Source organism: Flavisolibacter ginsengisoli DSM 18119 (assembly GCF_900129295.1).
Classification (GTDB): domain Bacteria; phylum Bacteroidota; class Bacteroidia; order Chitinophagales; family Chitinophagaceae; genus Flavisolibacter; species Flavisolibacter ginsengisoli.
The window spans coordinates 61,162-79,266 of sequence record NZ_FQUU01000012.1 but is presented as its reverse complement, the minus strand read 5'-3'; the positions used below and the strand labels follow the sequence as shown (position 1 = coordinate 79,266).

Below are 18,105 nucleotides of genomic sequence, written 5' to 3'. Positions count from 1 at the left end.
CTTGGGGTTGTATTCCAATCCTATGAAAGAGAAATACGAGCTTAGACCGGAGCATAAACAGGCCATAGTTTTATTACAACCGTTCATCCAGCCCTTAACGTTATTTAACACCTCTTCACCCGGTTTGCGAATATCTTCGTACACACTTAACCTGGCTTATGAAGAAGATCTTCCTATTTAGTTTGATTCTCTTTTTAATTGGAATATCAGCCTATGCTCAAAAGGTAAGCGGTACCATTAAGGGTGTATTACAAGACTCTGTATCAACATCTCCTTTAGCCGACGCTACGGTATCCGTCGTTCGACTGCCCGATTCAACGCTTATATCTTTTACACTTACAGGTCCATCAGGCCAATTCGAGATAAAGAACTTAGATGCAGGTGATTATGATCTCATGGCCTCCTTTACAGGATTACAAACAGCTAAAAGGAAGTTTTCAATTTCTGCTTCAAAGCTATTTATTGATCTGGGCACTGTGAAGCTGGATCGTTTTTATAAATCCATGCAGGAAGTTGTCATCAATGAAGCGCCTGTGAAGGTGAATGGTGATACCATCGCTTTCAGGGCCGATGCTTTTAAAACTAAGCCAAATGCAACAGTTGAAGACCTGCTGAAAAAATTACCTGGTGTGCAGGTGGAACGCGATGGCACTGTCAAGGCCCAGGGTGAACAGGTGCAGAAAGTGTATGTGGATGGTAAAGAGTTCTTTAATAATGATCCCAAGCTCGCCACTAAGAACATCACGGCAGACATGGTGGACCAGGTGGAAGTGTTTGATGATATGAGTGAGCAGTCCAAATTTAATAAAATAGATGATGGCAGCCGGTCTAAAGCCCTGAACCTGAAGTTAAAGAAGGACAAAAAGAAAGGCGTGTTTGGCAAAGCGTATGCAGGTTACGGTACGCATGAAAGGTGGGACCTTGGTTTAAATGCCAATATGTTCAAAGGTGCCACGCAAACATCCGTTATAGCAAAGGCAAACAATACCAATAATATTGGATTTACTTTTTCTGATATGATTGGGGCTTTTGGTACAGGTGGAGGAATGGGAGGATTTGGTGGAGGTGGAATGAATATCGTCAAGGCCGGTGGTGGTGGCGGTGGAAGTTTTGGAGGTCTGAACCTTGGCACTACAGGCAGTGGGGTCACGAAATCTTCGCAGATTGGGATGAATTATAGAGACACATGGAGTAAATATTTTGACGTCAATGGCAGCTACTTTTTCAACCACGTAAATACCGATAATGACCGAAGCAGCTACCGCACCACCCTAACTGCTGATTCAACCCTGTTTACGAATGACAAGGCAATTTCAAAAGCCGAAAACGACAATCACCGGGTAAACTTCAACATGATATATACATTGGATTCTTTCAATTCCATTATATATAACCCCAGCCTCAGCTACCAGAAATCCTATAATACCTATAGTATAGATAGTTTTTATACCGATGCCTTAAAAGATGGCAATCTATACCGTACTAATGAAAGCAGGTCTGCAAAGATGAGCGATGGCGATGGTTACAACTGGACCAACAACCTGATTTATAGACGTAAATTCAGACGCCCCGGTCGAACTCTTTCTATAAACCTGACCAATACCTTATCTGACTCACAACGTGACGCCTATTCACTATTAAGTGCTAAATATTATACGGTTGCAGGTGCTAAATGGAAAGATAGTACCGCTAATAATCTCAATAAGACAGAAAGTGGTTCCAATAACTACGCAGTAAACTTTTCCTATACAGAACCATTGTCAAGAGATAAGATATTGGAGTTCAACTATAATCATAACAATAGTACCAACAGTTCTGACAGGGAATTATTTGATTACAATGCTTCAAATGATCGCTTTGACCTGCCTAATGAAAGATTAAGCAACAATTTTGAGTCTCAGAATATATATGATAAACTGGGGAGTAATTTCAGGGTTGTAAAAAAGAAATATAATTACCAGTTAGGTTTTGCAGTGCAACAGGCAACCCTTGAAAACAATAACCTTTCAAAGAGCACTAACATTAAACACACCTTCATTAACTACCTGCCTACTGCATCTTTCAATTACCAGTTTGCCCGAAGCAGGAGTTTCCGTTTCAGTTACAGGGGAACCACACGTATGCCAAATGTCACCCAGTTGCAGGATGTGGAAGATGTTACCAATTATCCTTACATCACAAGGGGTAATCCTTCATTAAAGCAGGAGTTCAATCATAATATCTCTTTGAGCTATAATTTCTTTGATATTATCAAATTCAGGAACCTGTTTGCCTTTGTCACCTTTACCAGCACTGAAAATAAGATCGCCAATTACATTGAACAGTTACAGGGTGGTTTGGCTCAGCGATCCATGCCAGTGAACATCAGTGGTGGCATATACAGTATTAACGGCAACTTTAACCTTGGCTTTCCTATGAAGCAATTAAAGGGTGGCAATTTCAATACAAATACAAGGATAGGATTCAACAGGGACGCTAATTTCATTGACAGGGTCAAGAATTTTACAAAAACCGTAACCGCCGGGGAGGATCTGCGCCTGAGCTATTTCTGGAAAGAAAAGCTTGACCTGGGTGTGAATGCCGGCATAACTTATAATTCCGTGAATTACAGTGTACAATCCCGTAATAACACTTCCTATTTCACCCATACCTATTCTCTTGATGCCACTTACAACTTCCCCTTTGGCTTTATAGTGTCTTCTGATTTTGATTATACTTTTAATACGGGCAGAACCAATGGTTACAACCGCAATTATGCTATGTGGAATGGTAGCATTGCACAGGAAGTGCTGAAAAGTAAAAGGGGAGAAATAAAGCTATCTGTGTATGACATACTTAACCAGAACGTGAGTATTTCCAGGAATACCGGGGCCAATTATATTGAAGATGTGCAAAGCAGTGTATTGAACCGTTTCTTTATGCTAACATTTTCATATAAGTTAAACCGGATGGGGGGCAGGACCATGCCTGCAATGATGGAGAGAGCAACAAAAGGATTAAGGATTACACAATAAATAAAGATCCCCGGTTGTGCCGGGGATTTTAGTTATTTAAGTATCCGTTTGTTTGACGGTACATAGCTTCTGGCTACCGTGGATCTCCCAAAAAGCAGCACACCCAGGATAGATTTGGTAAATCGCCACACATTGAAGGAAGGCCGGTAATAGGCCTTATAGATCTCTACCTCCTGGTGGGCGTGAACAATGTTCTTGTTTTTCATAATGGATGGTTTTTAAAAATGTGGAAAAACTGTGAAGAAAGTTAGTTATTTCTATTGACAAAACGAAGCTTTTATCTATTTTGGTACCGAATTATTGTTAAAAAAATCCCCCAATGAAAATCCTTAAGACCAGCTTAATTGCTTCTGTTATTGTTTTGTGTGTATCACCTGCCATAGGGCAGATCCGTATCCCGGTCACTAATAATGACCTGAGGCATAACCTGGAGAAGGTTATTGCAGATTTCCCACAGGAACTTAGTTCCATAAAGGGAACCATGATAGAACGGAATCCACAGACAGTGGAATATGCCACCCTTCTGAAATTTGATGGTGCCGAGGAAAATACCGTTACCCAGTATATTTCCAGCAAACCTGTTTATAGCTGGCAGGCAACGGTTCTAACTTCTGAAGATTTTGATGAGGCCAGCAAAAAATATAAATGGCTTTGCAACCAGCTGAAAGTGATGACCATTAATATGGGTAATGGTTACACTTTTTCATTGAATGGTGATTACGAGGCGCCGGATGACAGTAAAAAATTTACAGTCAGCACGTTCCATCTTACCCCTGCGGCTACTTACATGCCCAAATTAAAAATAGAAGTAGGCATGCAATTTTACTTTCCTGAATGGAAGGTAGTTTTAAGAGTCTACCAGAAAGAAAGGGAGGACAATGAAAGAGGAGATATAAACGAGGATTAACCGTTGTCAGAGAGCATATGTATTAACTGGAAAAGCGCTCAACCCGGGTAAGGTGTAAGCGCTTTTCCATTTATATTTCGTTGCTTTTAAATCTTATTGTTGAATCCTGATCCTGTTTCCATTGCCGCCATTAGGCATATTACGCCGCATTTCTTCCATGAGCTTTTCCCTCTCTTTAGTGAATTCTGCAGCCGTTACCTTTTTACCGTCATTAGGTTCTTTTATTTTAGCCAGGTTTACTTTAGGCGATATTTCAATGGCTTTATATACAGTTTGTCCTTTGTTTACTTCAAGTTCCAGTATAGCACCCGGTAACTGCCCTTGAATTTCAGGTCCTATAGCAATGGGTATATCTGTGGTAAACCAGGCTATCATCTCTGAAGTGTCAGGAATGACCTGCCTTTTCATTTCTCCATTCTCCATGGTCATTTGTGTGCGGTTGGATATCCGCTGGCCTATGGCTTTATGTGTGGTATAATTTAAAATGCTTTTCGTCTCATTGGTCAATTTCCATTGTCCCTTGGATATGGTGTCTGACACTACAAAACTGCGGTCCATGATTTCTCTTTGATTTGTGCGGGTGCTCTTATCAAAATTATAATAGGAGATGTCATTGGTGCCCCCAAAGCGCAGCACTACACCATTACCCGAAAAAGTACCCGGATCTTCATTGGTAGCGTTAGGAAGAAACTGCCATAACGATTGGTTGTTGCCAAACAGTAATTCAAATTGGTCTGTTCTTGATTTGGGTATCTGTGAGGCAATAGCAGGATCTGCATTGAACATCCTTGTGGGAAGTTGGATGGTGCGTTCATAAACAATTCTACCTTGCTTTACCTGGGCGTGTACAAAGAATGATGAGCAAACAGCAGCGATCACTAAAAATTGTTTCATTCCATAAGCATTTTACCAAAAGTAAATCCTTAGCTTTTCACAGTCTGTTAATAGTCGTTTCTACTACGTTAATAATGGTTAAATCCGGTATGAACGGCAAATGAAAAGGGTAATTTTGTCCAGATGCGTAAGTTCAGCTATAGCAAAGGTTTACCGGTTTTAATGGTGCTAACCATTATGGCCATTGCTGCTTTCCAGGTATACTGGTTAAGCAAAGCATATGACCGCGAGAGGCGAAACCTTGAAATGCGCACCAACTTCATGTTCAGGGAAACAGTTTTTGATTTGCAGGGTTCTAAGTTAAAGCTGGACAAATTGGTAACTGATTCTTCTCCTGTCACTAAAGTTTTTATTCAAAAGGAATTGCAGGGAAAGCGTAGACATGGCAATCACGGGGCTGACCAAAAGGTTATTAATATGGTTGACATATTAACGAGGAAGGTCAGGGACTCCACTTCCAAAACAATACTGATACGTGGATCAGATACAGTACGCCTGTCAAATAAAAACTTATCAGGGAGACGTAACCGCCTTGTGCAATTCCTTTTTGATGTAGATTCAGTGCAGGATTCACTTAGGGTAAAAGAGCTGCAAATGGCCTATGCCCGCAAACTTGAAGAACAAAATGTTTCCGTTCCTTTTATCATCAGGCGTGTAAAAACAGAAGAAACAGAAAAGCCTGTTTTTAACCAGGTAACCCTTGGCTTTCAAAATCCTATCACCTATGAGTTGAATTTAGGAAGCACTACCTCCTTTCTTTTAAAGCGCATCAGCATACCCATACTTTTTTCCGTATTTCTTGTGGCCTTCACTTTTTTATCCTTTTCCTTATTGTATGGCAACCTTTTGCGGCAGCGCAGGCTGGCTGATATCAAGAATGAATTTATCAGTAACATCACACATGAATTAAAGACACCCATTGCTACAGTTAGCGTAGCCATTGAGGCCATGCGCAGCTTCAATGCCTCCATGGATCCACAACGCAGTAAAGAATACCTGGATATTTCTGCAAATGAGTTGCAGCGATTGTCCCTCCTGGTTGATAAGGTGCTCAAGCTTTCCATGTTTGAGAAAAAAGAGATCGAGCTTAGGTATGAACTACTGGACATGAAGGAACTGGTGGATGAAGTCACTTCCTCCATGCGGCTCCAGTTTGAAAAGAAGGGAGCACAGGTTACTACACATGCAGAAGGAGATACACACCTTGATGGCGACAGGCTGCACCTTGTCAGTGTAATCTTTAACCTGCTGGATAATGCACTGAAGTATAGTACTGATCATGCTGAGATCAGCCTTACCATCAAAGGATTGTCAAATAAGGTACAATTGATCATTGCAGATTCAGGTATTGGCATTCCTGCAGAATACCAGGGCCGGATATTCGAAAAGTTCTTTAGGGTGCCCACCGGCAACCTGCACAATGCAAAAGGTTATGGCCTTGGGTTAAGCTATGTCTCACATGTTATTACAAAACACCATGGTACCATCAGGGTAGAATCGGAAGAAGGTGATGGTAGTAAATTTTATATTACTCTTCCAAAGCACCAGGCATAATGCACTTACAAGCGCTAAAATAGGGGTATGAAAAAAGCAAAAGTTTTTTATGTAGAAGACGAAATATTCCTGGCAAAGATTGTTATGGATACCCTTCGTGACAGGGGGTACGAGGTTATACATGAAAGCGATGGAGGAAAAGCCCTTCAAAAGTTTAGTAATGAAAAACCAGATGTTTGTGTACTGGACATTATGCTGCCGAACAAGGATGGCTTTACCATAGCAGATGAAATACGTGAGAAGGATACACAGGTACCCATTATCTTTTTAAGTGCCAAATCTCAGCCTTCAGATGTTGTTAATGGATTTAAGCTGGGAGGTAATGATTATATCAGGAAACCTTTTAGTATCGAAGAACTGATAGTGCGTATTGAGAATGTACTTAAAACAAAAGAAGAACCAATCCCCGACCAGGAAGAGGTGAATATTGGCCAGTATACCTTCAATATAAAAAGACAAACTTTAAATAGCCAATATGAACAGCGCAAGCTTTCCTACCGTGAAAGCGAATTATTAAGGCTGTTGTATGAAAACAGGGACAAAATAGTTGAGCGCAGTGAAATACTAACCTTGTTATGGGGAAGCGATTCTTTTTTTAATAGCCGCAACCTGGATGTCTATGTTACCAAGATCAGGAACTATCTTAAAAACGATCCCTCAATAGAGATCATTACCATAAAAGGTATTGGCTACCGTTTTGTTACCGGGTAAGTACTATTGCACTTCTTTTCAGCATTAGCATTTCAGGGTAGCATAATTACGTTATTTCACTGGCATGTAATTTTTACCACTCCTGTTATGCAGGTAATAGATAAGCGCACTGCTAAAAAGTTCATTGGTATTGCCGCTGCCATCTTATTAGGGTTATTTATATTGTCTTTGGTGGCTGTCAATGTTTTTGTTGAGCCTTCCCTGCGTAAAAAGCTGCATACACTTATCATCCAGGGATCAGATAGTTTATATACCTATAGCCTCGGCAACCTGGACGCCAATTTCTTTGGTGGAAACATTGAGGTTAATAATCTACAGATACAAGTAGATAGCAATCATTATAAGAGATTGGAGGAAAAACAGGACCTACCCTCGCTTACCATAGAATTAAGGCTTGGCAAAGGATATATACGGGGTGTTAGTGTGTTTTCCTTATTGATAGGTAAGAAGATTTCAATCCAGGAAATAGGCTCAAAGGATGCCGATATCAAACTTTCCAGGCATTTGCACCAGCATAGCGTCAATACAACCAAGCCTCCATTGTGGAAAGCCATTCAACCAACCATAGCACAGATTACCATTGACCGCATCAGGTTGGACGGACTAAAGATGTTGTATAAGAATGCTGATACCTCTGAATCCGTGAAGCTCCAGTTTGACAGGATCGATGCACATGCCGACCAGTTAAGGGTCGACAGCATGGCATCAATAGATACTGATAGGATCGCATTTGCGCAAGAGATCTATTTGAAAGTACATGATTTGAAATACAGGACACCTGACTCCTCTTACAAAATGAAAGCTGAATGGCTGACCTTCTCCTCTAAAAATAAAACAATTGAGATTGATAGTTTTAAGATACAACCTACGTTGAAGAAAAAGGACTTTTATGAGATGTATGGTGTACAGGCAAGTTTGTATTACATGACAGTTGACAAGGCCAGGTTTACAGGGTTGAACTTTAATAAATTTATCCATGACAATTTTATCATTGCCGACAGCGTAGTGCTGTTACAACCTGAACTATCAGTATACCTGGATAAAGGGCAGGAACAAAAATTCAAAAGCAAAATTGGCTCTTATCCACATCAGAAATTAATGAACGCTTCAAGCCCCATTGACATCAAAACCATAAGTGCTACAGGAGCTAGTGTAGCTTACACTGAAAAAAACGGAACCACAGGCGAAGAAGGAACACTCAACCTTGACCATGTTGACTTATTGGTTAAAAATGCTACCAATATGCCTGAGAACATAGGCAAAGATCCAATTTGTACTGCGCAGGCAAAGGGCACTATTTTACAGGGAAGTCCTATATCTGTTGGTTTTAAATTTTACCTGGATTCTACCAATGGAAGGTTTGACGTGCAGGGCGCTGTTGATAATGTGAGCGCGGCTCAGATCAACAAAATCTCCATCCCAATGGCCAATACAAACCTCACTTCCTTAAAGGTGCACCATATAGATTTTAAACTAACGGCAGACAACTTTAATGCCTGGTCAGATGTGAAGATGCGGTATTCAGACCTGGCAGTAGAATTAAGCAAAACTGATGAAAAGACAGGAGCTACCGTATCCAGGAAATTTATTAATAATCTTTTGAATAAATACGTGCTATGGCATGATAACCCTATCCCTGGCCAGTCAGAAAGAGTGGCAACGCATGTACAATTCTACAGGCTTACAACCCAGTCATTTTTTGGGGTCATCTGGAAATCCTTGTTTGCAGGTATGGAAAATATTATGCTCAAATCAGGATAGCGTTAATTTTAATGATGCAAAAGGCATATAGTGCAGGTAGAATATTTGACGGCAATAAGTGGATCACAGGGCAGGCTATTATTGTAAAAAGTGGTATTATTGAAGCAGTCATTCCTTTGACGCAACTTGCTGATTCCATTCCTTTCACTGATTATAAAGATCATAGTATCATACCTGCATTTATAGACGCGCAGGTATATGGCGCAGCAGGTAAACTTTTTTCATTGTACCCTGATCCAAAAACCCTGCAAACCATGCACAGCCAATTCATCAAGGAGGGTACCTGCGCTTTTCAACCAACCATTGCTACTAATACCATTGAAGTATTCAAACAATGCATAGATGCAGTGAGAGATTATTGGAATATGGGCGGGGAGGGTGTGATAGGGTTGCACCTGGAAGGTCCCTGGTTGAATGCAGAAAAGCGCGGTGCTCATATAAAAGAACTGATACATGCTCCTTTCTATGAAGAAGTAAAAGATCTGCTGGACTATGGCAAAGATGTAATCTCTATGATCACCGTGGCTCCCGAGGTAATTAGTAAGGAAATAGTGGACCTGATCCTAAGCTACAATATCATTCTTTCTGCGGGTCATAGCAATGCCGGGTATGATGAAGCATTGGAAAGTTTTGATAAGGGCATAACTACTGTCACTCATTTGTTTAATGCCATGAGCCCTCTTCATCATAGAGAACCGGGGTTGGTAGGCGCAGCCATGCAACATGGAACTGTAATGTCAAGTATTATCCCGGATGGCTACCATGTGGATTTTGCCGCCATTGCTATAGCTAAAAAATTCATGCAGCACCGGCTCTTTGCTATTACAGATGCCGTTACCGAAACCAACGCAGGGCCTTACCAGCATATTAAGGCTGGAGAGAAATATGAATGTGCGGGAACCCTTAGTGGCTCTGCCATCAGCATGTTCAAAGCTTTTCAAAACCTGGTCAGAAAAGTAGGAATAGAAGAGGGAGAAGCCATTCGGATGTGCAGCCTTTACCCGGCACAGGCACTGCACCTTGAAGGAAAATATGGTAAAATTGCGCCGGGTTACACAGCGCAATTCATAGTGGTTGACAACAATTTAAACCAGGTGCAGGTACTTACCTGACAGGGCTAATAGAAAGAATTGATTTTTTTCTCCTGGCATATTGAATCACCCACATGATTGTAAAGGTGGGAATGAAATCAAGCCCGGGAATCAACTCCTCTATAAAGCTAAACACGCCTCCAAAAAACCCTTTCCTGAATCCAAACATGCGCCAGAAAAGGAAAGCGGAAATAGGTGCCCAGATCAGTTCTCCCAGTACAGGAATCAGTATTACGGCACTGCCAATGGCATCAAGCACAAGGCATTGAACTAAAGAAGGTAAAGGCTTTTCCTCAAGAGGTAAATACTTCACTTCATTTTTGAAAAATAATTTCTTCATTCTTCAAAACCGCTGTGCTTTTTTACACAACAGTATTAATGACGAAATAGCCTGCCATAAAGTTGTGTGGCATATTTCTTTAAGAAAATTTTGGGTATGCCCTGGAATGGACAATAAGGTTGCCAAAAACAATCATTATGGCAGGAAGTATTCATATAGGCACATCAGGATGGAGTTATAAACATTGGAGGGGCTTATATTATCCTCCGAAACTCCCTGCCCGGCTATGGCTTTCCTATTATGCAAAGGAGTTTAACACAACAGAAATAAACGGCAGCTTTTACCGGATTCCTACTATAGAAACAGTTGAAAACTGGATGGCCCAGGTCCCAAAAGGTTTTGTATTCTGTCCAAAAATGAGCCGTTTCCTTTCACATATGAAAAAGCTGCGGGATCCTGAAGAGCCGCTTGAAAGATTCTTTAGCGTTTTTGAGCCAATGAAGAAAATGATGGGGCCGGTATTGATCCAGTTGCCGCCTTTCCTCGCTTTTCATTACGATGTGGCAGAACATTTCTATAAGATATTGGCTACTGTTTACAGGGATTATCGTTTTGTAATGGAGGTAAGGCATATGACATGGCTGGAGGAGGTGAGCCTTACCTTAATGACAAAATATAATATCGGGTTTGTTATCTCCCAATCGGGCGACAAATTTCCATACTCCGAAATGGTGACAGCTCAAAATGTATATGTCCGGTTTCATGGACCTGCAGCATTATATGCTTCTTCCTATTCTTCTGAAACACTTATGTTCTTTGCTGAAAAGTTTCAAGGCTGGCAGGCAGAAGGCCTCAATGTGTGGGCTTATTTCAATAATGATATTTTCGGCTATGCTCCGGCGGACGCCAAAAGGCTGATGGACATGCTAAAAAAATAAAGAGCAATGAAGCTCAATTCATTGCTCTTTAAACACGAGACTGCGTTTTCACAGGTCATCCTCTTCCTCATCTTCATCGATATCATCATCTGTATCAATGATCAAATCATCCTCGTTAATGTCGTCTTCATCAGGATCAGCATCATCTAATTCTACTTCATACTCTACCTCATCACCTTCCAGTGCATCTTCATCTCCGAGTACCAAATCATCCTCACCTTCCTCGTCATCGTCATCATCTTCATCAGGGTCAGCATAATTGCCGTTGACATGTTTTGTTTCTTCAGTTAATGTCCTATCTATCTGAATTCCTTCTACCCTATTCCTTTTAATTTCCGGTTCATTTACATTTAATACGTTCTTTTCCATATCCGGCGTTTATACCATTACTCAAAAAGGTGTGCCAGAAATTTCTTCTCCGGTAATTCATAGACATTCAGTGCCTTATAAGGGCAGGATTTATTATATCTCATGTAGTTGAGGATTTTTTTGCCAATAACAGGTCACTATAGGACTCTGCCATAAACTGGGAAGCCTGCAGGCCGAACAATGCTATGTATTGATCACATTGTAGTTTAAGTTTTTCAAGCCCAATAGTCCCGTCATTATCAATAGCTTCCACTTCTACAAATGTTCCAAGGCTTTCCACTGTATCAAAGTGAAACTTCACATTTTCGATAAAGTAGATCTTTCTTTTTTTGTCCACTATAGTCTTCACGCCAAGTGAAGCTGCCAAAAGTTTTTTTAAGGTGGAACCAGGTTGGTGTTGATATAATAGCACATTGGATTGCTTTGCACCTGCTGTATTGATCCTTTCATAATGAATCAAAGCATTTTCAATATTTCCCTCTCTGAGTTTTAATCTTCCATTCGGCACATTAAAGTAGGTGTCTACCTGGCGGTCCTCACCGGCAAAGACCGGCGAAAGGCTGGATAGGACTGCTTCCAGTTGCGCAGAATTATCCACCCTGGCCTTGAATTCATAATTTATATGCATAAGATTGGCTTAAACCGCCTAAAATAAAACAATTCAGTTTACTCTTTTACCATAGCATTTACATTTTGTTTTGTTACTTGCTCCAAAGCTTTTATTGGAAAACAAAAACCTGTACATACGATTTTTACTGGCTGCCTTTTTCATTTTGTTTTTTTCTTCCGTACAGGCCCAATATAAAGTGAAAGGAACTGTTTATGACAGCTCCAGGATCTACCCCATAGAATCAGTAACCGTATTAAGCAGTAATGGTAAGGGAACAGTTACTGACTCCATGGGCCGGTATCAACTGGATGTCAGCGACCGGGATTCCATATGGTTCTCTTTCCTTGGAAAGCCCACACCTAAATACCCAATACTAAAAATAGCCGACCTCACCCGTTTTGATATTGCGCTTCGCATAAAAATGAATGTGATGCAGGAGGTAAGGGTGCGCACTCATGTTTATAAGGAAGATTCATTGCAAAACCGCAGGGACTATGCAAAGGCTTTCGATTTCAAAAGACCCAATATTTCCGACATGACATCTATCAGCGGTTCCGGGGTGGGTATTGACCTGGATGAAGTGATCCGGGTATTCCAGTTCCGCAAAAACAGGTCTATGGAAAAATTCAGGGAAAGATTACTGGAACAGGAGCGACAAAAATTCGTAGACCATAAATTCAACAAGCCGCTGGTGCGCAGGCTTACTCACCTGGCAGAAGCTGACCTTGACAAATTCATGTTGCAATACAGGCCAACCTATGAATTTGCATTATATAGCTCGGAATACGACTTCCAGTACTATATTAAAAAATCGGGTGAACAATACAACAGGACCAAAACCTTTTAAGGCATACCCGGAATTCCTTAAATTGATGGAATAATTGTAGATATGCTGCGCATTTTTTATTTCACCCTTTCGTTTTTATTCTTTTTTACTTCTTGTCAATCTTATAAAAAGATACATAAGGATGCCATACTGGTAGATACACACAACGATGTTTTGTCTTCAGTTACTATGAAAGGCATGAGCATAGAGCAGGACCTGACTGGAAAAGCACAATCAGACATTGCCAGGTTTAAAAAAGGTGGTGTTGACATACAGGTTTTTTCCATTTTTTGCGACGAACAATTTGGGAAGGACACAGCTTTCAAATTTGCCAATATTGAAATAGATTCCCTTTATGCTATTGTTCACCGCAACCCGGCAAAAATGATGATGGTTATCAATCCAAACCAATTACAGGAAGCGGTACAAAAGAAAAAGTTGGGATGCATGATCGGCGTAGAAGGTGGGCACATGATTGAGGATAATATTAACAACCTGGACAGTTTGTATAAACGCGGTGCCAGGTATATGACGCTTACCTGGAACAACTCCACTTCATGGGCCACTTCGGCTGCTGATGAAAGTACTATGCCTCCTGGCACTCAAAGAGGATTAACACCCTTCGGCAGGCAAGTGGTGCGCCGAATGAATGAGTTGGGCATGATGGTAGACCTTTCCCATGTGGGGGTTCAGACCTTCTGGGATGCCATCAACACTTCCACCAAACCCGTGATTGCTTCTCACAGCAGTGTGTATGCGCTTTGCCCTGTGCCGCGGAATCTGAATGACGAACAGATCCTTGCCATTGCAAAGAAAGACGGCGTAATTGACCTGAATTTTTATTCCGGATTTTGGATAGTAATTATACAACACGTCAAAAGCAGTTCAATACCAGGCACCAGCATGAAATAGACTCACTCAAAAACCTGAAATGGGCCTCCTACAGTATAGAAGAATGGATGGCGAAAGAATATCCTGCAGAAGCCAATCAGTTGCGGCCGCCATTATCAATGTTGCTGGACCACCTTGACTATATAGTAAAGCTAGCAGGGGTAGACCATGTGGGTATTGGATCTGATTTTGATGGCATCTCCTCTTCCCCTCAACAGCTGGATGATGTAACCTCATTTCCCATCATAACAAAAGAACTGCTAAAAAGAGGCTATAAAAAAGACGCAATTGAAAAGATACTGGTGGCAATTTTATCAGGGTATTCAAAGCCTGCCAACAATGAAAGATTCCTGCCCTTACATCAAAACAATAATTGATTACTAATTTCGGGACAGAAAGCATTTAACCATACCAAAACTGTAAAGCATATTATATGGACCAGCTAACATTAGGCATAGGCACCCGACTGCAACATACGCAGCACGGGCCCGGGGTAATTGTAGGTATTCGTTATGCCACTTACCTCATTTCATTTATTTACCATGGCATTAAAGAGATTGATAAAGACGACATCCACCTGGAAGAGATCATTCCTGAAAATGTAACTGAAGAAATAGAAACACATTCCGAAGTGGAAAGGTCCTTATTGAAAATATTAAGGCTCTGGGGCGGCATTACGGAAGTAGTGCCCCTGGGAGACAGGTGGCAGAAAGGCACCATGATCCTTCAGCCTGCTGATAAATCATTAAAGCCTAAAGAAGTGCCTATTGAAGACTTTTTTCATAAAATAGTCATGCTGCGCGACAGGGTAAGGGTCATGGAACAACATATCAACGCCCATAAGGTATTGACAGATGAAGACAAGGTAAACCTTCAGCAATACATTACCCGCATTTACGGTTCCCTTACCACGTTCAACGTATTATTCAGGAACAAAGAACAGTGGTTTATAGGAGAAAGCAGTAAATAGCGTTTATGCGCTCTTGTTTTTATAAGCAGCAGGACTTTCTTTAAACTGCCTTGTATCCAGATGTAGCAAAGTATAAGCAGGACAACTGCCGGCAATGGATGTGATGATAAACAAAATGGATATAGCCATCACCACATAATTCCAGGGTGTAGTGAATCCTTGTGTGAACAGCAAGATTATTAGCACAATAGCTATTGCCAGTCGGATCAACCTGTCTAAAACAGCCATATTCTTTTTCATAATATAGTATTTTGTATTCAAGCTATATCAGGCATCGGAATATAATTATGATTACCATCAGGTAGATCTCAGCTGGCATTTGATAAAATATGCATATCAATAATTGCTTCTAATGAAATAGTTGTAGATTTATTTAGGACTTCCGCCTCCCTTTATAACTACTGCTATAAGATCTATCCCCTTTATAAAGCCATCAAATTAATTTTTATTTAAACTTATTGTATGGAACAGGTACTGGCTGCACCTATTTCGCAAACCTCTATTCCTCTTAAGAGATTATCCTACAGGGTAGAATCTATTGATTTGCTGCGTGGTTTTGTAATGATCATTATGGCACTAGACCATGTCAGAGATTTTTTTCATGTCACCGGCTTTAGCGATGATCCATTGAATATGGCTACTACTGCACCTGCACTGTTCCTCACCCGCTGGATCACCCATTATTGTGCGCCTGTATTTGTTTTCCTGGCCGGAACTTCCGGTTGGTTCCAGCATATGCGTAAAAGCAATAAAGAGCTCAGCAGGTTTTTGATCACAAGGGGCTTTTGGCTGGTCTTGGTGGAGATCATTATCATTAATTTTTCTTTTTCCTTCGATCTTCATTATAGTATCATAGGCCTGCAAACCATCTGGTCAATAGGTATTAGCATGATCATACTTGGTCTTGTTATATGGCTTCCATTCCCATTGATCCTTGCGCTAGGTTTAATGATTGTATTGGGTCATAACCTTCTTGATTTTTATGAGGCAAGGCATGCTCCCAACTATAGCATGGGTTATGCCTTTTTACATCACCAGGGCTTCTTTCCTCTTTGGGGCGACCATAGCTTGCTTATTATGTATCCATTTCTTCCCTGGACAGGATTGATGATGCTGGGTTATTGCTTTGGAAAATTGTTTACCAGCTATGATGGCTACCAACGCAAAAAGCTGTTGACTTTCCTGGGGGTTGGTATCATACTTTTATTCATTGCCTTAAGAACCATTAATATTTATGGGGATCCGGGGCCCTGGACGGTGCAAAAGAACCAGTTATTTACCTTCTTTTCATTTATTAATACCCATAAATATCCACCTTCCCTGTTGTATATGTGCATGACAATTGGCCCAGCACTTTTATTTATTGCCTGGGCTGGAACTGCAAAGAATACGCTTACCCGGTTCATAACAGTGTATGGTCGTGTTCCATTCTTTTATTATGTGCTTCATTTCTTCCTGATACATATCCTGAGTGCTTTGCTTTTTTTATCAAGAGGCCACAGTTTTTCTGAAGGAATGAAAGGCGCATCGCAAGGCTTTGCCAACTTCATCATTCCGGGTGAGGGTTACTCTCTTTGGGTGGTATATGCTGTATGGATGTTTGTAGTGCTTTCATTATACCCGGTGTGCAAATGGTTCAGCAACTATAAGCAAACACACAGGCAGTGGTGGTTAAGCTATTTGTAATAAAGCAGAATGCCGTGAATGCTGGTTATTTTGCTATTTCAGTGATGTGATACTCCTGTATCAATGCAGGATGCTCAGGAGTCAGGGTAAAGCTTATCTTGATGTTTGCTTTTTCACCTTTTAAAATAAAGCTGCCTCTTAAATTATTTTCAGGTACCAGTTCTTCTACGGCTGTTATTCTTCCTGCTTTTTCATATAAGCGTGCTGATTCTTTTTTAAGTGCATCCAGTGAATAATCGGCAAAAAAGTTTTCTGCAAAAATGCCCGGTTGTTTGGCGTTGTTCCAACCTGGTAACAATTTCACCAGCTCTTGTTTCCTCTGTTCTAATATAGCTGAGGAAGGTATGGCTCTTTTTTTCAAACCTGCCAGGCTTACCAGTGTATCCAACACTGATAAATTAAAAACCGCAGTTGGGGCATAGGTAACATTTCCAAAACAAACCACTCCAATCCCATAATCGGGCATGATGGTCCAGTTGCTGCCAAAACCCGGTAAGCCACCTGTATGACCAACAAATATCCTGTTGTCACAATCTGTAAGCCAGCGGAGTCCGTAGGCATAGGCGGCGGCTGTGGGACAACTGCGCCCACTGGCATATTTAAATTGTGCATTCAGGCTGCTGAAGTTGGCAGCCTTTTGCATTTCACGTAATGAGCTTCTTTTTAAGACCTTATTTTCAGCTCCGTTCCTTGCGGGCCATGCCGAAAGCTGCAGTTGCATATACCTGGCAAAATCTTCCATAGTAGTAATAATGCCACCCATAGCCCCATAAGAGCCATCATGCAGCAATGCCTCTTCTTTCCATTGATTGTTCTCCCACCTGTATCCATGCGCTAATAATGAATCCGGCACTTTAGCATATTCGTAGTAAGTATGAGTCATGCCCAATGGCCTGAATATATGTTCGGTGATGTATTGCTGGTAAGGCATCCTGGTTACATTGGTAATGATCTTGCCCAGCAATGCAAAACCAAGGTTGCTGTATTCGTAGGCAATACCCGGCACATTGGAGAAAGAGACTTTTGCTATGGTTTGCAGCAAGTCCTTATCTGTATCCTCCAGTTGCCTGTCGCCCCATGGATTGTCTTCCGGGAAACCTGCAGCGTGCGTTAGCAGGTGACGGATAGTTATAACCGGCGCATCTGTAGTGAGATAATTAATATTTTTCATTTCCGGTATATACTTCCAGGCCACATCGTCAAGACTTAGTTTGCCTGCGTCCCTCAACTGAAGGATGGCCATGGCAGTAAAGCTCTTGCTCATAGAAGCGATCCTGAAGCAGGATGTATTGGATGCAGGGATCTTCTTTTCAATGTTTGTGTAGCCATAGCTGCCTGTATACGCCAGCTTCCCATCTACCATTACACCGTATACAATGCCCGGAAAATGATTTTTTTCAGCCTGCTGCCGGTAAAGCGCTTCTATTACTGCCTTTGTGCTCTTTACTTTTTCTAACCGGTTGCTGTCTACAAAAAAAGGAGGATTATATGTGGTCTGGGCAAATGAAATGGTTAAAAGCAGCGAAGCGATAACAACTAATACAACAGGCTTCATATCTTAGGTCTTTGTGATTCCAATTTAATCTATTTACTTAAGCTAAGG

At 41.1% G+C, this 18,105-nt stretch carries 19 protein-coding genes; 12 read left to right on the top strand and 7 right to left on the bottom strand.

Annotated features, from left to right (window positions below; all coding sequences use genetic code 11):
• Positions 1-158: 158 nt before the first annotated feature.
• Positions 159-3,014, top strand: coding sequence for a TonB-dependent receptor (locus BUA53_RS14070; protein ID WP_072836024.1), 2,856 nt, complete (start codon positions 159-161; stop codon positions 3,012-3,014).
• Positions 3,015-3,046: 32 nt separating this feature from the next.
• Here BUA53_RS14070 and BUA53_RS21250 read toward each other — a convergent pair whose 3' ends face one another.
• Positions 3,047-3,220 carry a hypothetical protein gene (locus BUA53_RS21250; RefSeq protein WP_175546083.1) on the bottom strand — a complete coding sequence of 58 codons (174 nt, stop codon included), beginning with the start codon at positions 3,218-3,220 and terminating at the stop codon, positions 3,047-3,049.
• Between the two features lie 113 nt (positions 3,221-3,333).
• Between BUA53_RS21250 and BUA53_RS14065 the strand changes: the two genes are divergently transcribed.
• Positions 3,334-3,921 (top strand): hypothetical protein, encoded by a 588-nt coding sequence (locus BUA53_RS14065; RefSeq protein WP_072836023.1) that lies wholly within the window; start codon positions 3,334-3,336, stop codon positions 3,919-3,921.
• A 93-nt stretch (positions 3,922-4,014) separates the two neighbouring features.
• On the opposite strand, the gene BUA53_RS14060 is transcribed toward BUA53_RS14065, so the two are convergent.
• Positions 4,015-4,815, bottom strand: a complete 801-nt coding sequence (locus BUA53_RS14060) for a GLPGLI family protein (protein WP_072836022.1) — start codon at positions 4,813-4,815, stop codon at positions 4,015-4,017.
• A gap of 123 nt (positions 4,816-4,938) precedes the next feature.
• Here BUA53_RS14060 and BUA53_RS14055 point away from each other — a divergent pair, with 123 nt between their 5' ends.
• The 4 genes from BUA53_RS14055 (at position 4,939) to nagA (ending at position 9,953) form a co-directional block, all read left to right on the top strand.
• Positions 4,939-6,369, top strand: coding sequence for a sensor histidine kinase (locus tag BUA53_RS14055; RefSeq protein WP_072836021.1), 1,431 nt, complete (start codon positions 4,939-4,941; stop codon positions 6,367-6,369).
• A gap of 27 nt (positions 6,370-6,396) precedes the next feature.
• Positions 6,397-7,080, top strand: coding sequence for a response regulator transcription factor (locus BUA53_RS14050; protein WP_072836020.1), 684 nt, complete (start codon positions 6,397-6,399; stop codon positions 7,078-7,080).
• 87 nt (positions 7,081-7,167) lie between these two features.
• Positions 7,168-8,841, top strand: coding sequence for an AsmA family protein (locus BUA53_RS14045; protein ID WP_072836019.1), 1,674 nt, complete (start codon positions 7,168-7,170; stop codon positions 8,839-8,841).
• 11 nt (positions 8,842-8,852) lie between these two features.
• Positions 8,853-9,953: an N-acetylglucosamine-6-phosphate deacetylase gene (gene nagA, locus BUA53_RS14040; RefSeq protein WP_245793123.1), complete on the top strand. Its 1,101-nt coding sequence runs from the start codon at positions 8,853-8,855 to the stop codon at positions 9,951-9,953.
• Here the strand turns inward: nagA and BUA53_RS14035 are convergent.
• Positions 9,946-10,272, bottom strand: coding sequence for a hypothetical protein (locus BUA53_RS14035; RefSeq protein ID WP_175546082.1), 327 nt, complete (start codon positions 10,270-10,272; stop codon positions 9,946-9,948). The two genes, nagA and BUA53_RS14035, sit on opposite strands and share 8 nt — an antisense overlap.
• Before the next feature lie 137 nt (positions 10,273-10,409).
• On the opposite strand from BUA53_RS14035, the gene BUA53_RS14030 reads away from it, so the two are divergent.
• Positions 10,410-11,150, top strand: coding sequence for a DUF72 domain-containing protein (locus tag BUA53_RS14030; RefSeq protein WP_072836018.1), 741 nt, complete (start codon positions 10,410-10,412; stop codon positions 11,148-11,150).
• 48 nt (positions 11,151-11,198) lie between these two features.
• Here the strand turns inward: BUA53_RS14030 and BUA53_RS21245 are convergent, their stop codons facing one another.
• On the bottom strand, positions 11,199-11,519 hold the full coding sequence (locus tag BUA53_RS21245; RefSeq protein ID WP_175546081.1) for a hypothetical protein: 321 nt from the start codon (positions 11,517-11,519) through the stop codon (positions 11,199-11,201).
• A gap of 100 nt (positions 11,520-11,619) precedes the next feature.
• A complete protein-coding gene (locus BUA53_RS14020; RefSeq protein WP_072836017.1) occupies positions 11,620-12,147 on the bottom strand; it encodes a class IV adenylate cyclase in 528 nt (175 codons plus the stop codon).
• Positions 12,148-12,217: 70 nt separating this feature from the next.
• Between BUA53_RS14020 and BUA53_RS14015 the strand changes: the two genes are divergently transcribed.
• From BUA53_RS14015 to BUA53_RS14005, 4 genes are read left to right on the top strand one after another with little or no spacing between them, the layout of a single operon-like run.
• The gene (locus BUA53_RS14015; protein ID WP_139256447.1) at positions 12,218-12,976 is read left to right on the top strand and encodes a hypothetical protein; all 759 of its coding nucleotides are present in this window, start codon (positions 12,218-12,220) and stop codon (positions 12,974-12,976) included.
• Between the two features lie 42 nt (positions 12,977-13,018).
• Positions 13,019-13,867 carry a dipeptidase gene (locus BUA53_RS21685; RefSeq protein ID WP_217652999.1) on the top strand — a complete coding sequence of 283 codons (849 nt, stop codon included), beginning with the start codon at positions 13,019-13,021 and terminating at the stop codon, positions 13,865-13,867.
• Positions 13,807-14,223 carry a membrane dipeptidase gene (locus BUA53_RS21680; RefSeq protein WP_217652998.1) on the top strand — a complete coding sequence of 139 codons (417 nt, stop codon included), beginning with the start codon at positions 13,807-13,809 and terminating at the stop codon, positions 14,221-14,223. Before BUA53_RS21685 ends, BUA53_RS21680 begins: the two co-directional genes overlap by 61 nt.
• A 56-nt stretch (positions 14,224-14,279) precedes the next feature.
• The gene (locus BUA53_RS14005; protein ID WP_072836015.1) at positions 14,280-14,816 is read left to right on the top strand and encodes a hypothetical protein; all 537 of its coding nucleotides are present in this window, start codon (positions 14,280-14,282) and stop codon (positions 14,814-14,816) included.
• 3 nt (positions 14,817-14,819) lie between these two features.
• Here BUA53_RS14005 and BUA53_RS14000 read toward each other — a convergent pair whose 3' ends face one another.
• Positions 14,820-15,056, bottom strand: coding sequence for a YgaP family membrane protein (locus tag BUA53_RS14000; RefSeq protein ID WP_072836014.1), 237 nt, complete (start codon positions 15,054-15,056; stop codon positions 14,820-14,822).
• A 222-nt stretch (positions 15,057-15,278) separates the two neighbouring features.
• Here BUA53_RS14000 and BUA53_RS13995 point away from each other — a divergent pair, with 222 nt between their 5' ends.
• Positions 15,279-16,502 carry an acetyltransferase domain-containing protein gene (locus tag BUA53_RS13995; protein WP_072836013.1) on the top strand — a complete coding sequence of 408 codons (1,224 nt, stop codon included), beginning with the start codon at positions 15,279-15,281 and terminating at the stop codon, positions 16,500-16,502.
• 25 nt (positions 16,503-16,527) lie between these two features.
• Here BUA53_RS13995 and BUA53_RS13990 read toward each other — a convergent pair whose 3' ends face one another.
• Positions 16,528-18,057 (bottom strand): serine hydrolase domain-containing protein, encoded by a 1,530-nt coding sequence (locus tag BUA53_RS13990; RefSeq protein ID WP_072836012.1) that lies wholly within the window; start codon positions 18,055-18,057, stop codon positions 16,528-16,530.
• Positions 18,058-18,105: the final 48 nt, after the last annotated feature.

What these genes read in the sequence shown, in the direction of transcription:
- BUA53_RS14070 (WP_072836024.1), top strand. Translation starts at nt 159, where the DNA reads ATGAAGAAGATCTTCCTATTTAGTTTGATTCTCTTTTTAATTGGAATA.
- BUA53_RS21250 (WP_175546083.1), bottom strand. Translation starts at nt 3,220, where the DNA reads ATGAAAAACAAGAACATTGTTCACGCCCACCAGGAGGTAGAGATCTAT.
- BUA53_RS14065 (WP_072836023.1), top strand. Translation starts at nt 3,334, where the DNA reads ATGAAAATCCTTAAGACCAGCTTAATTGCTTCTGTTATTGTTTTGTGT.
- BUA53_RS14060 (WP_072836022.1), bottom strand. Translation starts at nt 4,815, where the DNA reads ATGAAACAATTTTTAGTGATCGCTGCTGTTTGCTCATCATTCTTTGTA.
- BUA53_RS14055 (WP_072836021.1), top strand. Translation starts at nt 4,939, where the DNA reads ATGCGTAAGTTCAGCTATAGCAAAGGTTTACCGGTTTTAATGGTGCTA.
- BUA53_RS14050 (WP_072836020.1), top strand. Translation starts at nt 6,397, where the DNA reads ATGAAAAAAGCAAAAGTTTTTTATGTAGAAGACGAAATATTCCTGGCA.
- BUA53_RS14045 (WP_072836019.1), top strand. Translation starts at nt 7,168, where the DNA reads ATGCAGGTAATAGATAAGCGCACTGCTAAAAAGTTCATTGGTATTGCC.
- nagA (WP_245793123.1), top strand. Translation starts at nt 8,853, where the DNA reads ATGATGCAAAAGGCATATAGTGCAGGTAGAATATTTGACGGCAATAAG.
- BUA53_RS14035 (WP_175546082.1), bottom strand. Translation starts at nt 10,272, where the DNA reads ATGAAGAAATTATTTTTCAAAAATGAAGTGAAGTATTTACCTCTTGAG.
- BUA53_RS14030 (WP_072836018.1), top strand. Translation starts at nt 10,410, where the DNA reads ATGGCAGGAAGTATTCATATAGGCACATCAGGATGGAGTTATAAACAT.
- BUA53_RS21245 (WP_175546081.1), bottom strand. Translation starts at nt 11,519, where the DNA reads ATGGAAAAGAACGTATTAAATGTAAATGAACCGGAAATTAAAAGGAAT.
- BUA53_RS14020 (WP_072836017.1), bottom strand. Translation starts at nt 12,147, where the DNA reads ATGCATATAAATTATGAATTCAAGGCCAGGGTGGATAATTCTGCGCAA.
- BUA53_RS21685 (WP_217652999.1), top strand. Translation starts at nt 13,019, where the DNA reads ATGCTGCGCATTTTTTATTTCACCCTTTCGTTTTTATTCTTTTTTACT.
- BUA53_RS14005 (WP_072836015.1), top strand. Translation starts at nt 14,280, where the DNA reads ATGGACCAGCTAACATTAGGCATAGGCACCCGACTGCAACATACGCAG.
- BUA53_RS14000 (WP_072836014.1), bottom strand. Translation starts at nt 15,056, where the DNA reads ATGAAAAAGAATATGGCTGTTTTAGACAGGTTGATCCGACTGGCAATA.
- BUA53_RS13995 (WP_072836013.1), top strand. Translation starts at nt 15,279, where the DNA reads ATGGAACAGGTACTGGCTGCACCTATTTCGCAAACCTCTATTCCTCTT.
- BUA53_RS13990 (WP_072836012.1), bottom strand. Translation starts at nt 18,057, where the DNA reads ATGAAGCCTGTTGTATTAGTTGTTATCGCTTCGCTGCTTTTAACCATT.